Annotated in this window: 5 protein-coding genes; all 5 read right to left on the bottom strand. The window is 53.0% G+C overall.

Annotated features, from left to right (window positions below; translation table 11 throughout):
* Positions 1–397: 397 nt before the first annotated feature.
* On the bottom strand, positions 398–679 hold the full coding sequence (locus tag FUA23_RS22935; RefSeq protein ID WP_262713710.1) for a BRCT domain-containing protein: 282 nt from the start codon (positions 677–679) through the stop codon (positions 398–400).
* 77 nt (positions 680–756) lie between these two features.
* Positions 757–1,908 carry a BamA/TamA family outer membrane protein gene (locus FUA23_RS13845; protein WP_147931344.1) on the bottom strand — a complete coding sequence of 384 codons (1,152 nt, stop codon included), beginning with the start codon at positions 1,906–1,908 and terminating at the stop codon, positions 757–759.
* Positions 1,909–1,965: 57 nt separating this feature from the next.
* On the bottom strand, positions 1,966–4,089 hold the full coding sequence (gene ligA, locus FUA23_RS13840) for an NAD-dependent DNA ligase LigA (RefSeq protein WP_147931343.1): 2,124 nt from the start codon (positions 4,087–4,089) through the stop codon (positions 1,966–1,968).
* A gap of 271 nt (positions 4,090–4,360) precedes the next feature.
* On the bottom strand, positions 4,361–5,413 hold the full coding sequence (locus FUA23_RS13835) for a T9SS type A sorting domain-containing protein (protein ID WP_147931342.1): 1,053 nt from the start codon (positions 5,411–5,413) through the stop codon (positions 4,361–4,363).
* 90 nt (positions 5,414–5,503) lie between these two features.
* Positions 5,504–15,457, bottom strand: a complete 9,954-nt coding sequence (locus FUA23_RS13830; RefSeq protein WP_147931341.1) for a PKD-like domain-containing protein — start codon at positions 15,455–15,457, stop codon at positions 5,504–5,506.
* Positions 15,458–15,638 lie beyond the last annotated feature (181 nt).

The raw sequence follows: 15,638 nt of genomic DNA, 5'->3' as shown, positions 1-15,638 counted from the left end.
TGAGTACCGGTACGCACCAGCCACAGAATGGCGTCAAGTACATCCCGGAGTTGATGTTTTGTCTTGCGGTTGATTGGTAGATAATCTTTAACTTCGTTCCACTGGCTGTCAGTCAACCGAGTCCACTGCTTGGTCATATTTGTAGTGTTTAGCGACTTACAAGATACGACTGACAGCCTTCATATCTAAATTTTCATAATTTTAGACACGCTCTAAGGCTTGTTTATTGTATCAACGGTATTTAATACTTAAATGCATTTACTACTAGTTGATTAGGTTGATACCCTAAAGCTAAGCAGTAGACAACCTACTCTTCCCCGAAATTTCCCGAAATTTCCCGAAATTTCCCGAAATTTAGAGGTAGGAGATAAGAATCAAAAACTAAAATCAAGTTTTTTCACCCCAACACCTCCAAAAACTCCCCCTCCGTCATCACCCTCACCGTACCCAGCGCCTCCGCCTTCTTCAGCTTCGAGCCCGGCTTTTCGCCAACGACGAGAATATCCAGCTTGCCCGACACGGCACTAACGATTCTTGCACCTGCGTTCTTCGCCTTCTCCTGCGCCTCTTTTCGTGACATTTGCTGTAAGGAGCCCGTGAATAACATGCTCTTGCCCACAAACGGGCCTTCGGTTACTTCCGCCTGAGGGCGGTCAGCGTCGGTAGCGCGGACGTTGATGCCCGGTTATTCGAGGAATTTGAATCGCGGCCTGAGCGGGTTCGCGGCCACTGCGTGCCGCACGGGTTGACATACCGCTAGAAAGCTTCCCCCAACCCCAGGTAAAATCCACTCCCCGAGCTAAGCCCAAAGCCATAAGCATAATCAAGCCGCAGGTTAATATTCTCGCTGGGGATGATCAAAACGCGGAGGCCGGTACCAAGCGAGTAGCGCAGTTGGTCGAAGCCGAGGTCAGCAGCCCCTTCGGCTACCTGCCCCGCTCCGCCGTAGAAGACAAAGCCGATACTTCGCCAGGTCTGCCAGCGGTACTCCGCCTGGGCGAACAGCGCCAGACGGTCGCGGAACCGCCCTTCCGGGAAACCACGCAGAAGGAAATCGCCGCCAAGCTCACTCATTTCGTAGGGTGGCGGGTCGCCCGCAGCGTAGCGGGCAAAGGCGTTGAGGGCAACTACGCCCTTTTTGCCCGTTCTTTTATATCCCCGTACGTCCACCTTCGAAAGTTGAAAAGTGTTACTACCGCCAAGGGACTTTCCGTAGAATCCCTGGGTAAATTCCACCAGCGTACCTCGTTGCGCGTTGACGACGTTGTCCCGGTTATCGTAAGAAGCGGCGAACTCCAGGCCGAAGCTCGTGCTCCCCAGGCTGTCCTGCAGGTTCGCCCCCTCGGGCAGGAGGTCCGTTGCTTCCAGCAACTCAGTATTGTAGAACCGATCGTACCGGAAGCCTCCACCGACAAATATTTTGGGCAGCACCTGACGCAGCAGTAATGGTTCCACCAGAATCTGCTGGTAAGTGATCACGCTGCGGTCCTCCTCGGTAGTACCGTTGCCGATACCGAAGTAATCGCGCGGGAAATCGGTGTAATCCAGGTTGCCACGAAAAATCCATTTTTCCTGAGGAAAAAAGACCGTGTAACCCGAAGTAAAGAATACCTGGTTGTTCAGGGTATAACTGATGCCCACAGGTATGTTAGACGTCCGCGTTTCCGGGCCCGCGCCCCTGGGCTTGAACAATAAACTCGCCCCGAAACCAAAGCCAAAACTGGTGTTTGGTTCGTAATAAACGATTGGGGCAAAAACTATCTTGGTCTGGAAGGCCGACGTATCCTCCGGCGTTTTACCGATATTGAACTCCATCAGATCGGTAACCTTATCAATCAGGCTTTGGGCCCGAACATTGGTCGAACCCAGAATGAAAAGACACAATAAAGGCAGTAAGTAGGGTTTCATTCTGAAGGGGCTTTGTACTGAAAACAAGTGAAATAACCACAGGGGCTATCGGGCTACTTATCCTAACATCTCCAAAAACTCCGCTTCCGTCATTACCGTAACGGTTTCAATCGCGTTCGCCTTCTTCAGCTTAGAGCCTGGCTTTTCACCAACGACCAGAATATCCAGCTTGCCCGACACGGCACTAACGATCCTTGCACCTGCGTTCTTCGCCTTCTCCTGCGCTTCTTTACGCGACATTTGCTGTAAGGAGCCCGTGAATAACATGCTCTTGCCCACAAACGGGCCTTCGGTTACTTCCGCCTGAGGGCGGTCAGCGTCGGTAGCGCGGACGTTGACGCCCAGTTCCTCCAGGTCCTTGATCATCTGCACGTTCGCCGGGTTAGCGAACCACTCGGTTACGTTTTTTGCGACCGTCGGGCCAATGTCTTTGATGTTGGTAAACTGTTCCTCCGTCCAGTCGGCGAGGTCGAGGGCGTGCTCGATGTTTTGGGCCACGAGCTGCGTGGCTTTCTTACCGAAGTGATGGATGCTGAAGCCGTAGAGGAAACGCCACAGCGGTTGTTTCTTTGCCTTCTCGATGGCCTTTTCGAGGTTATTGGCAGATTTGTTGCCGAAGCCTTCGAGCACCGAAATCCAGTCGTACGGCAGGCGGTACACATCTACGATGGTATTGAGCCAGCCCTTGGCGTGAAACAACTCGACGTAGCGTTTGCCCATCCCGTCGATGTCCATCGCGGCCTTGGAAACGTGGAAGATGATGCGGGCCAGGTCCTGCTTACCGCAGACGCAGTTAGGGCAGCGCCAGGCCGCCTCGCCTTCTTCCCGGATGAGCTCTACGGGGATATCGGTATCGTTTACCGGGCAGTTTTCGGGCCATACGATGGGCCGCTCGGAGCCGTCGCGGAGGTCCGCCAGCGGTTTTACGATGTAGGGAATCACGTCGCCTGCTCGTTCCAGCAGCACCTTATCGCCGAGGCGGAGGTCTTTATCGCGGATGAAGTCTTCGTTGTGGAGGCTCACGCTGGAGATCGTCACCCCGGCCAGCTGCACGGGCGCGGTTTTGGCCACGGGCGTAATGGTACCGATCTTGCCCACCTGGTATTCCACGTCTTCAAGGGTGGTCGTCGCCTGCTTGGCGGCAAATTTGTAGGCGATCGCCCAGCGCGGATGGTGGCTGGTGTAGCCGGCGCGCTCCTGCAGGACGAGGTCGTCTACCTTTACCACCATACCGTCGATTTCGTAGGCGTAGTCGTTGCGTTGGGCTTCCCACTTGGCGCAGAAATCGAAGACACCACTGATATCTTTGGTCCTGGTGCGTTCAAAGTCTGTAGCCGGCACCTTGAAGCCAAGTTCGGTCAGAACATCCAGCGCATGCGTATGGGTTTCCAGCGGTTGAATGGCGTCGTTGCCGTCTTTATCCACACCGTACCCGAAGCTGTAAATAAAGGCTTCCAGATTGCGGTCTACGACTTCCTTGGGGCTCTTCATCCGCAGGCCGCCGGTGGCGGTGTTGCGGGGGTTCGCGAAGAGGGTCAGGCCGGCTTCTTCCCGGAGCTTATTCATCTCCTCGAAACGATCTTTGCGGATGATCACCTCGCCCCGGATTTCCACCTTATGCAGTCCGTACTTACTGAACTCTGCGGTGAGCGGAATCGACCGGATGACGCGAGCGTTGTGCGTCATTTCTTCGCCAAGTACACCGTTGCCGCGCGTTGCGGCCCGAACGAGCTGATCGTTTTCGTAGACCAATACGATGGTGCCGCCGTCGTACTTTGGTTCCACGGCGTAGGGCAGCGGAGCAGCCTCGTCCATATTCAGCATCCGCTTTACCTGCTTGTCGAATTCAGCCAGGTCTTCGGCGTTGTAGCTGTTGCCGAGGGAGAGCATCGGGACGAGGTGGGGCACGCTGGCGGCGTCTCCCGTCAGGTCGGAACCGACGCGCTGCGTCGGGCTATCGGGCGTCACCAGATTAGGGTCGGCGGCTTCCAGCGCTTCGAGTTGTTTATAGAGGGTATCGTACTCAAAGTCACTCAGTACGGGATCATCCTGCACGTAGTAGCGCCACTCGTGGTAACGGAGCAGTTGCTTGAGTTCTTCGGCTTGCTCCTGCGGGGAGGTGGAGACTTTGCCTTCCAGATAGGCTTTCGAACGGGCGTAGTTTTCGGCGGGTGTTGGCATAAATGCGAAGGTAGAAAAGAGTTCTCAGTAATCGGTTGCTCCTGCTTCCCGAGATCGTTGCCCATCATCGTCATCAGGCGGGACCGCAGGTGCAAAGAACGGTTAAGGGCTCCGTTATAGCCTTTGCTTCATGCACTAAAAAAAGGATGGCCGAGCCCTCTCGTGCCCGACCATCTTCGTAACCTACTTCAAAAATAGGTCTTTGCATAAAATGCTGTTCGTTAGTCTCTCAACGTATATGTGATTTTCATCAACACCTAAAACAAGTTGTCTAGCGCAAACTGATTTTGTGGGTAAAGACGGCATCCGCCTGGGTTACGCGGAGGAGGTACAGGCCTGGTTTAATACTTGTGGGCAGCGCTACGGAGGTCGTACCGGGGTGAAGGAATGCATAGTCGGCAACGACACGTCCGTTGAGGTCGTACAGCCCCGCGTTGACGGGGTGGTTTTCGTTCCACGCTCCCCCTAACTGAATACTCAGGCGGGTAGCGGAGCTGGCGGGATTAGGGAAAGTCTTTACGGTTCGCTCTCCGGTCTGCTCCAGTTCGGTAATTACTATTCCTGAAAATTCATCAGCTCCGTCGAGGTCTACCATCCGGAGGCGGTAGAATTGACGCACACCTTCGGGGGTCAGGTCATCAAAGTTGTAGTGGCGTGCGGTTTCGCTGTTACCAGCTGCGGCCACATCATCCAGGGCAGTCCATTCATGGCCGTTGCGGCTTCTTTGCACTTCGTAGTGAGAGACGTTTTCCTCGCGGGCCACGTCCCAACTCAGGCGAATGTGCTTAGGGCCGGCTACCTGACCGCGGAAGGCGGTGAGGACTACGGGGAGAACGGTGCCGTTGACGGGGGTACACAATTCCCCGTCATCAGACGGAATGATAAAAAACTCGCCGGCAGCGTAAGTAAGATCGCCGGGAAGGACGTAATACTCGCCTTCGCTTCCGTCATAGATCAGTCCGGAGAGGACTTCGTCGTCATTTGCGCCGAATCCATCCGGGCAACCTGCGTCGTCATTTGGTGGCACGCCAAAAACACCAAAGTTGACCAGCGTTACCGACCGATTGCAAAAAACGGCATCCTCTATTACCCCTCCTGTACCGATAACAAAACCATCGTTATCGAACAGGGCAACGAAATCTTCACCAGGAACGGCGTTCATTCCGTTGATTTCAATTGTAGCCTGGATAGGTTGCGAATTGCGGCCATCTCCGGGGCATTCCATGTCGAATAAAGCGGGTTGTGCAGCTAAGGGGGTGAGAAAAATTAAGACTAAAGAAAGGAAGGTGAAACCTACTCTTTCAGAAAAGTGGAAGTTGATCATTGTATGGGTATTTCTTTATTTTGAAGTAAAAGGTTAAAGACCACGCCCGCAGCCATCAGAGACTACGGACGTGGTAATACGAAACGGGCTTTAGCGCTTAACCAGGCGCTGGGTCAATTCAGGGGCGATCCGTCCATCACGAATCACGACAATGTGGTACATACCGGCGGGGAAGTCTCCCAGGTTATCCCACGCTACGGTGGTTGTTCCCTGGGTGAGTTTCTGCCGGGGCAGGAGCGTGCGAACTACACGCCCGGTCGCGTCGAGGGCTTCGACGGACAGTTCGGTAGCAACGGTGAGTTCAAGCACCAGTGTGGTGTGCTCGAAGGCGGGGTTGGGCTGTACGCGGACGGTAAGCTCTTCGGATACTTCGTCATCGGTGAAGTCAAGATTGAGTTCCGTTCCGGCGAACTGTCCCTGGAAGTAGAGGCCAGCATCAATCACCTGGTTTTGGTAGCGGAAGGAGAGTTGCTCTCCTGCTTCAACGGCTCCCATAACTGAACCATCTTCGCCTTCTACCTTACCGTACAGAGGTGTTGCCTTGAAGAGTCCCGTCTGATCGGGGCTGAGGTAACCAACTACGTTACCTGCTTCGTTGAGAATCTCAACACGATCACCGGACGTATAATCTACGCCCGTTACGGTGCCATAAACGAACTCGTAGTCCTCTGAATGCTGCATACGGGGTGCGGAGTCGTCGCGGTTGAGGATGAGGTAACCAATACCGTTGTAGGTATACTGCATACTGTTGAACGGACCGAAACCGGGGAAGTAAGACTGAACGTTCGGGGTGATGTTGTTACCGAAAGTTCGGGCCAGCTTAAAGTCCGGAGAGGTTTCAAACGGTGCCCAGAAATCAGCAGCGGCCATCTGTCCATCGGGAATGAAAGCCATGTAATTGATACCCATGCCCATCGGGCGGATGAAGCTATCGTCAATGGGTTCTCCGGAGACGGTAAGCGTTGCATCATTCTCCATGATGACAACGTATCCGTAACCTGGCTCGGCATTTTGCAGAGAGTTGAAAGGCCCTGCTCCCGGCTGGTAGAAAGTTGCGGAACCGTTATCCACTGTAGTCACACGACGGACACCGGAAACGCCGGCGAAGATGGCATCAAAACGGGGATCATCGGGAGCGACATCAAAGCTGATGAAGTTGATCCCTTCGAAGAGTTGAATGACGTCTTCTTCAGCGGTAGAATTGATCGTGACGTCCTTCGATGCTACAACTGGCCCGGAGCAACCGAGGACCGTGAGGGTAACGGTATAAGTCTCCATCACGGAAGTATCTGCGGGAGCGTAAGTGTGCACTGGATTCGGGTCATTGCTGGTAGTTCCGTCGCCAAAATCCCAGATGTAAGCTTCTACGCCACCACCTGCGAGTTCAGAGAAACTGAAGGTCAGGCCATCTGCTTCGTCCTGTACCGCTGAGAAGTCGGCGGTTGTTTCGGTAGCAATGGTTATTTCCAGTGAGCTCGTTGTGGTACAACCAGCAGCCGTAGTCTCCGTCACCATCAACTGGAAAGGACCTGCGCCCTGACTGTTATTGAAGGTGATGCTGACGTTATCTCCGGCGGGAGCATTGGTGAACGTCCCGATGGCCGGGTTGCTCAGGCTCCACTCGAAGGTACTGCCGTCGGCTCCGTCGATGTTGTAGAAGTTGGGGTCTCCCGTACACGGGTCCTCAAAACCTACGATTTCCATTTCCTCCGGAGTTGAGCCAACGCTAACGACGCGTGTGGCCATAGCGACACAGCCGAGGTCATCGGTTATCATCACCATGATGGTGGCGTTGCCTTCGCCGGTGCCGTCCACGAGAACCTCACCACCAGCGGTGCTGGGGTCAAGTGTGATATCGACTCCTGCGTCGGCTTCCAGAACACTGAACTCATAGGTTGGTGTACCGGTACCGTTGAACGTTGTGTTCAACAGGATAGGCTCACCCGCGCAAATGGCAGAGTTTCCGTTGATCAGATCGAGCGTTGCTTCCCGAGGGGTAAGAACCTGTACCTGGAGGGTAAAGGTATTTCCTTCGCAAGCCTCATCAGCACCGTTTGTTCCGTTTGCGATCGTGATATCGTAAAAGATATTTACGGGGCCATTGGCGATGAAATTCACGAGACTATCCCGGATTACACCATCATCGAAGACCAACGGTTCACCGCTGTAGTTCCAATCCATAGCTTCACCTTGTGGGCCAAAGAAATTGTACAGTCCTGCCGAGGCGTCGCCTTCAGTATCGAAGTCGCCACTGCGGTCAAAGGCACGTAGCGTTCCATAGCGACCGTCCAAAGAACGGCGTTCGAAACTGATCAGGTCTCCTACCCCATTGGCGGTAAGTTCCTGGACGATGTCGATCTCGAAGATGGACCCAGAGCACACTTTAATAAGTGTGTTGGCCACAACCGGCTCAGGCTTGATGGTCACAACGATGATTTCCTGCTCTCCGACGCAGCTTCCGTCATCTTCTGAGGATACCGGCGTGAGGTAATAAGTAACAGTGACATTCTCGCTGGTGGTGTTAAAGAAAGCATCATCGGCGATGAGTAGCCAATCTCCTACATCTCCGTCCGCTGCATTCTCATTCACGCCTCCGTTCAGAACCGGACCGAAGTCTTCACCGACGGATACGCTGTACCTGACACTGTCAAGCGTAAATACTACCGTAGAGAGTGGATCTCCGAGGGTGATGTCTCCGTGGTCAAAATTGTCGGTCCTGATGATACAGTCGGTCTCATCGCCACTACAGGCCATGGTTGTTTGCTCAGCGGTAATGACCGGCTCGGGCTTAACGATAACGACGAGTTCGAAGTCATTGCCCTGGCAGTCTTCGTCACCATCAGTGCCGTAGGGTGTAACGGTGTAGATGAGGGTGTACTCTCCGGCGGAGAAGTTGTCGAACACATCCGTTACGTTGGCGTCGCTGGCAACTGTCCGGTCAAGACCGGATACGTCTACGTCGTCGCTGGCAACGGTGTAGGTGTACGTTGCGCCAGCTACTCCGTTGGTAATGGCTTCGTCCAAATCATAATCCAGCGCAACACCGCTACAGGTCATGGTCATCACATCTACCGTCTTCGGATTCGGATTGATGGTGATGGTGATGGACACCGCTGTACCGTCACACTCTTCATCGTCGAGAGCTGCACCTTCACCCGGAGCAGTTTCGTTGTAGAAGGTTGCGTCCAGGGTGATCGTTACGGGTGAGCCAGAGATCATATTGAAGGTCCGGCTGAAAGCGGCCGCAAAGTTCCCAACGGGCATAGCTACTGTACTCTCTCCCGTTCCGAGGCCGAAGAAATCAAGAGGTGTGTCGACAACTACTGAAACGTAGCTTTCAGCACCGTCCGTAAAGATGGCACCGCTCGCAACCAGTGCTTCAAAATCGATACGCTCATTGGCGCAGATGATGAATGCTGCAGCAGAGTCCGCTTCGGCCACATCCACATCACCGCTGGTGGTGGTGCCGGTAATAGAACCATCGGGGATTTCTTCCACCTCTACGGTTATAGTACTGAGAACGGTTCCGTCGTTGAGCTCACAACCGGTACTGTCGTTCTTTATCGAAGTAAGTTCGTAGGTGGTTGTCTCGGTCAGGGGGCCTGAGTTGAATTCAGCCTTACCGTCAGGACCAACCGTCGTACAGAACAGTTTATCGCCCACCTGGAAGGTGTAGCTTCCTCCGTCTTCGATGGTTGTGCTGACCAGGGTAACGATCACGTCTACAGAGTCGCCGTTGCAGATTGGGCCTTCGGGGAAGACACTGAGTTCTGCTTCGGGAACTTCGTTGATCAGGATGGTTTTAACACCCTGGTCCATGAGCATACACTGGCGGCTGATGTTGCCTTCTATCGTTGTCAGCATTACCATGTTGACGGTAACGGTTGCATTGCCCGTTTCACCGGCGATGCCGGTGATGGTGGCTTCTCCAGAAGGATCGATAATAACAACTCCATCTTCAGAATCTCCGGTAAGGGTGAAACCGGCGGCCGTGAACATAACTTCGGCGCCGGGGCTACCGGCAACGGCAATACTGATGTCGTCTCCTTCGCAAACGGTAAGGCTGCTCTTACTGTCGTCGAATTCGAACGCAACGGCTGGCAGGATGTCGATGAAGAAGCTCAGGGAGCCACCGGGGCAATCTTCAGCTTCCAATGCACCTGCGTCCGCGCCGTTTTCGAAGAAAGGCGTAAGGACGATTTCGATGCTGGAGACATCCAGGTCTGCGACATTGTCCAGAATACCGTCGAGAAAATCCTCATCGTTGAGTTGTTCGAAGGTGATCACTGTTGTGTCGACGGGGCCAACGTTGGCCTGATCGTCGTCATTTGCTTTCACCTCTACGTTGATCTTCATCCCACCCATAGTTTGGGATACGGGCGTAGAAGAACCAAAGACCACATTGACGGTCGCCTCATCGCAGGCCAGGGCCCGGAAGGTATTGAAGATGGGGCTTTCACTGTCCAGGTTCGCCGTACCAACGGTGCCGGTGATGGCGGCCCTGAGCTCTGGCTTTTCTTCGATAATAACCGTGGTTGTTGACAGGTCACCTTCGTTGACACAGTTGATGACATCAGGATCCATTCGTGCATCGGCGATGCGAACGAGGTCGTAGTCACCAGCTACCGTAGCGTCGAAAACGAAGACCGGCTCGTCGGCACTGGCAACGACGTTGATATTCCTTTCGCCATCGGGACCGATGATCCGCAGACGGTAGTTGTTGGCGAGGTCAGAAACCGGCAGGAAGTAGATGGGCACAGCGTCACCGAAGCAAGCCGGATCTCCGGCGGTGATCTCACCGGTTGGCAGTGGCCGTACGGTGAGGGTAACGAAGTCACTCAGGTCGTTGGTGCAGGTTACGCCAGTAGCCGGATCGGTAACGCTGATGCTGGTTAGCACAACGTGACAAACGATGTTACCCGTACCTTCATTTACGGTAGACAACAGAATCTCTCCATCACCATCGCCATCCAATAATACCGAATTGGTAATGTTGTTGTAGGTGTAGGTCACGGTAGCATTGGGCGTACCGGTTACTTCAGCAATTGCTTCGTCGTTGGCGCAGACCGTATTTGGTTCAAGGCTAACCGTGGCGGTTGGCGTTGGGGTAACCAGAACGGGAGCTGTGGGCCAGAGACCATCTTCGAAAGTGAAGGAACACTGGGGCGTATCGTCCAGAGTTGTGAGGCCCAGGATAAGGAAATCGGTATCTTCAAGAAGGCCACCAACGGTGCTAAAGCAACCGTCACCATTCGCGTCGAGTTTTACGTCGTTGTAAATACCGTCGTAGAATACAGTCACCGTCGCGTCGGGCGTACCGGCAATGCATATCTCAGCGTTTTCACCCTCACAAACACGTTCGGGGGCGGAGGAGAAATCGGCGAAGAGGGCGGGAAGGATTTCAAAGTCAATGTTTACGGCATCGCCTTCGCAGCGTGAGCATTGAGGTACAAAAGAGAAGTTAGTAATCTCAAGTATAGATTCTCTGAATTGAACGTCGAAGAAATCACCTTCAATCGAAAAGAGTATCGTCATTCCAGGCATGACCATTTCTGAAATATTACCGGATGCCGTGTTGAGCGCATTGGTACCATTTCCTGCACGGAGAACTTCATTTCCTTCGATATCGATTAGAATAACATCGAATCCTCCAGTTAATGAGGTTGATTCTTCATCATAGAAGTAATCAAAATTAACTTGTCCTGCTTCAGCAACTACAACCGACGCAGAGGCATCAGCAAACGAACCGTTGTCACCGTTCGTCCCGGAGGTAAGCGTGAGTGTTGTAGCGGTCACAACTGCCGTACTGTTAGCTACACTGTTAAGTGTAAACAGCCCAGGAGCGAAATCATCCGTAAACCCTTCGGTTGTTGCACAGCCTTCATTGTCTCCGGTACCTGCACCTCCTTCGAAGAAGGGGACGATGGTAAGTGAAACTGGTTCGGGGTCCGTGTTGCTACCATTGATGAATGGTCCCGTCAGCCCCAGAGCCGTGTTCAGATCAGCGGCTTCAGCGGCATCCAAGGTGATGGATTCGCCAGCTGTAAGATCACCGATAGCGTTATTGGCCGTTACTTCAAACATCAGGTCATTATCTTCTGCACCTGCTGCGGGAGCGCCAGTCACACTTAGTTGTAGTTCATCTCCAGAGCAGATTACTTCCGGTGTTTCACCAGCAGTTGCTTCCGGAATGGGATTTACAACAACAGAGACTGTCGGCTCGTCGTCAAAGAGGTCACTACAAATCAACCCTTGCCCTTCCTCAGAGATGGACTGCAGAGAAAAGAGAGTAGTAACTTCCAGTGTTTCAAAGTCGGTGCCCGTAAAGTCCAGCACATCTCCGCTCATTACACCGTTGAATTCGATGTTATTTACGAATATGGTAAAAGGACCAGCGACGTCATTAATGATGTTGAATTTCAGCTGCGGTGCTTCACCAGCGCATAAGATTGCGTTGGTCATAAGCGCTCCGGTCGGAGCCGGGTTGACGATAAGCTCAAACTCATCGTCACCCTCAGCGGTACAGGTAAAATCATCTCCATTACCGTCTTCGGTGGTCAGGGAGATTTGGGTAATGGTGAAGTTTTCATCCATACCGGCGGTGACGGTGAAGGAGCCTTCACCGTTTTCGTCGAGGCTGACGACCTGGTCGTTAGCATCGTTATCGGAGTCGATTTCTACCTGAGCGAAAGGCGTACCGGTAAGTGAGACAACAGGGGTATCTCCTTCACAAACGGTGGTTCCCTCCTCATCGAATTCAGCTCCGGGGCTTGGGGTTATGTTTACGGTGAAAGAGAAATCCGCCTCGTTTATACATACGTCCGGATTACCCAAAACAGGTCCATCGGCAACGGTCGTCAAGACCACTTCGAAAGTAGCAGGAGCATTGGGAACCGAGACGACTGAAGTCCCTCCGTCGTCGAAGAAGACAGGCACGAAGGGAAAGATGACATCTCCTTCTTCGTTGCGTACTTCAACCAATGCCCGGCCGTTTGGCGGGCCGGTGAAAATGACTGCCGCAACGTCTCCTTCGCAGACGGCTTCGGTACCGCCGAAGGTGACCATTGGCATGGTCTTAACCGTTACGGAGCAAGTTACCGTCTCACCCGTGCAAGCGTCGCCGATCTCCGTTATATCATCTTCGGAGTCATCAACGTAGAAGGGCGTAACTGAAATCACGATAGTCTGGTCGAAGCCAGACATATTCTCGGTTGAGCCGGAGATGGTTACACCACTGGCGTCGCCGATTACAACCTCAGTCGACTCCTGAACATCTTCAGTTGATCCGGATCCGGTACTAACCGTAGTTGTTGTGGTTGTAGCTACGGAGTAGTACAAAGAATTACCAAGAGCTGACTCTTCATCGCTGCCAGCGGTGAGGGTAAACGAGTAATCCTCTCCACTACAAATGAGTTCATCGTCAGCATCACAACTAACTATTGGTTCGTCCTCGATTCCGATGATCACGCTTCCTTCAGCATCGTTCAGGCACTCCAGGCCGCCCTTATTGGCAACACTGACCAGTGAAATGGTTGATTCGCCCGCAGGCAGATCGCCGGGTTCAAAGGTAACCTCTACCGTTGCATCAGTACCGTCGGTACTAACGCTTACCGGCGTGGCACCATTTACGGAGTAGGTAAAGGTGAAGCCCGTATTGTTGCCTGCGCTTCCGGTAAAGGTTATCGTTGCGTCTTCATCATCGCAGACGGAAACATCGGCGGCTACGGAAGCTTCGGGTAGTGGTTCTACTTCGGTCATCACCATCTGATTGACGGTAGCAGAGCAATTTGCGTCATCACCGATGAAAGTGGTGACGGTGAACATGGTAAGTGCCGTAAGTTCTTCGCTGGTGTACGTTCCGGTGAAGTCAGCGCCCACAGGTACATCCACATCAATCAGGATAGGATCACCTCCCTGGTCCAAAATAAGACTGGCTACGCCAGACTCAAAGGCAGTAATGGTTACGGTCACGGTTTCTCCAGCACAGACTTCCTCCTCGCTAACTTCCACGGTAACCGTTGGTGCGGGGAGCACGTTTACGGTAACGGTAAGAGTGTTTCCAAGACAGTCGTCTGTGGAGCCACCGTCGTTAAATAAGCCATCAGCGTCGTTGTCCATGAAGGGCGTAAGGGTAATGCTGAAAGTGCTGGGCACTGTCTGGCTGTTAGGAATGTCCAGTACTTCGTTTACCGAGAAGGTATTGTCCGTGAAGTTGAAGATACCGAGGCTGGCACCTCCGGCGGAGATGAGGCCATCGCTATCACCGATACCTACCTGGAGGAGTGCTTCGGAACCGATGATGTCGGCGAAAGCATTGTTTATCGTAGGGTCGGTTACATCGAGCGTGAAGGTTTCTCCGTCGCAGAAGGTTACTTCAGCTTCATTCACGTCACCGGCACTGGAACCCGAGTAATCGCTCAGGGTAATCGTTCCGCCTTCACTGTCGTTGATTTCGGCGACTACGTAGGATTCTTTCTGGATGAGGATGGAGACCTCCGAGTCTGGTGCATCATTGACACAATCGGGATTCTGGTCATTTTTCACGATGCTGGTCCCCATTATCAGATAAGTCATTACTGTACCGTCGGGAACGGGATTTTCGAAAATGAAATTAGTAACAGCAGTCGCAATGCCGTCATTATCAGGGTCTGAAAAGAACCTCGTAATGGGGGGATTCGTATAGACCAGGTTACCGTCAGCAAATTCCTGAGTAGTATAAGTATAAGAGCCTACACCGCTTGTTGTTGACAGCATGATTCCAACAGTAAGAGGACCTTCATTATTTGCATTGCAAATGACTGCATCATCCGGATCAAGCAATGAAATAGTGATTTGTGGCAAAGCCTCAATTTCAATCGTAAGCGGCTTACTGATCGTTACCGGGCAGGGCGGTCCCGTGAGGAATTCCTGTCCAATCAGGGTTACTACGATGTCCTCGCCGGCAGTGCCGGCGTTAGCGTCCAGTACCAGAATACCGGAGTAACCGGTGGCATCCAGTTCCAGCGTTTGGGGGCCTGCGGGTACGGTAGCTCCGCCGTCGTAACTTACTGTGTAAGTTACCTGGGTAAACGGTGTACCGGTGACTATAAACTCCACGTCCTCGTCGTCTTCGCAAACCGTCAGGATATCATCGACTGCGCCGATGGTTGCCTGGGGCTCGGGGCGGGGTGCCACCGTTATATCAATGGTCGTTACCGGGCCGGGGCATTCTTCGTCACCGGATAATTCCCCGTTTCCGTCCCTGTCATAGTAGGTGTACAGGGATACAGTGATCGTGGCGTCCTCGCAACTTATGCTTGTCAGCTCCAGGTCTGCGAACAGGTTGTCGAAATCTCCCTGGTCGTAGTCTCCTGCGGGGGGCAGACCAAGAAATCCGCCGACATTACCGTACGTAACGTTGAAAAGGGGGACATCATCGTTTTGCTGACCGTTGTCAATAACGACGCTTTCGTCGATGATTAGTGTGAGTACATCACCGGTCTCAGCATTAATGGTGTTGGAGGATGACTCGTCTCCGTTGTTGATCACAAGGCTGCCTTCGAGAATCGCATCAACAGGAACATTGTGAATGGGATCGAAGAAGAGGACCAGGTCTTCAGCTTCATTGGTGTTACAGCCAGGCTCACTGGTGTTGGCAGTAAGTCTGAGGACAACCGATGTTACCCCGGGGTCCGGTGTAAAGGTGGCTATCGCTCCCGCTATATTATTTGCGGAGTTGGCGAAGTTGGTTGCAGTGGCAGTACTACCGTCTCCTTGCACGGAGCCGTTTACTTCGAATTCTCCGCTACCGCTCACGATAGACCAAACGGCCTCAGGGTTTCCGATTGCGGCGTCACCGGTATAGGTGCCAAAACCGCCGTCTAAGGTAGCGGTTTCTCCTTCACAGTACGACGCATTATCTCCGGCGTTGAGGCCGGTAAAACAGGTTGTCTGCGCAAATCCCCAGGCTGGCAACAACAATAGTAAGAGGAGGGGAAGCAGGGAGAGGTGGATGTGTCCGGGCGGCCGTAGCAACCGGGATGTATGGGTAAAATGTGTTCTCATGGTCTCGTTTTGAAATTTAGAAAGACTGAAAAAAGGGTTTATGAAAGGGCGCTAAGAATCCATTCAGCACAATCACATCTTGTGACCGTCAGGTAAATACAGACAGAGGGGTAGCGAATGACCTGCGTCATCTCAGTCTCCATCAGCAGAGAAAAACCAGACTTGTTAAAATGACATGTGT

The sequence above is a fragment of the Neolewinella aurantiaca genome (assembly GCF_008014675.1).
Classification (GTDB): domain Bacteria; phylum Bacteroidota; class Bacteroidia; order Chitinophagales; family Saprospiraceae; genus Neolewinella; species Neolewinella aurantiaca.
Note: the sequence above shows the minus strand (reverse complement) of the source record. Positions and strands in the feature narration are given on the sequence as shown.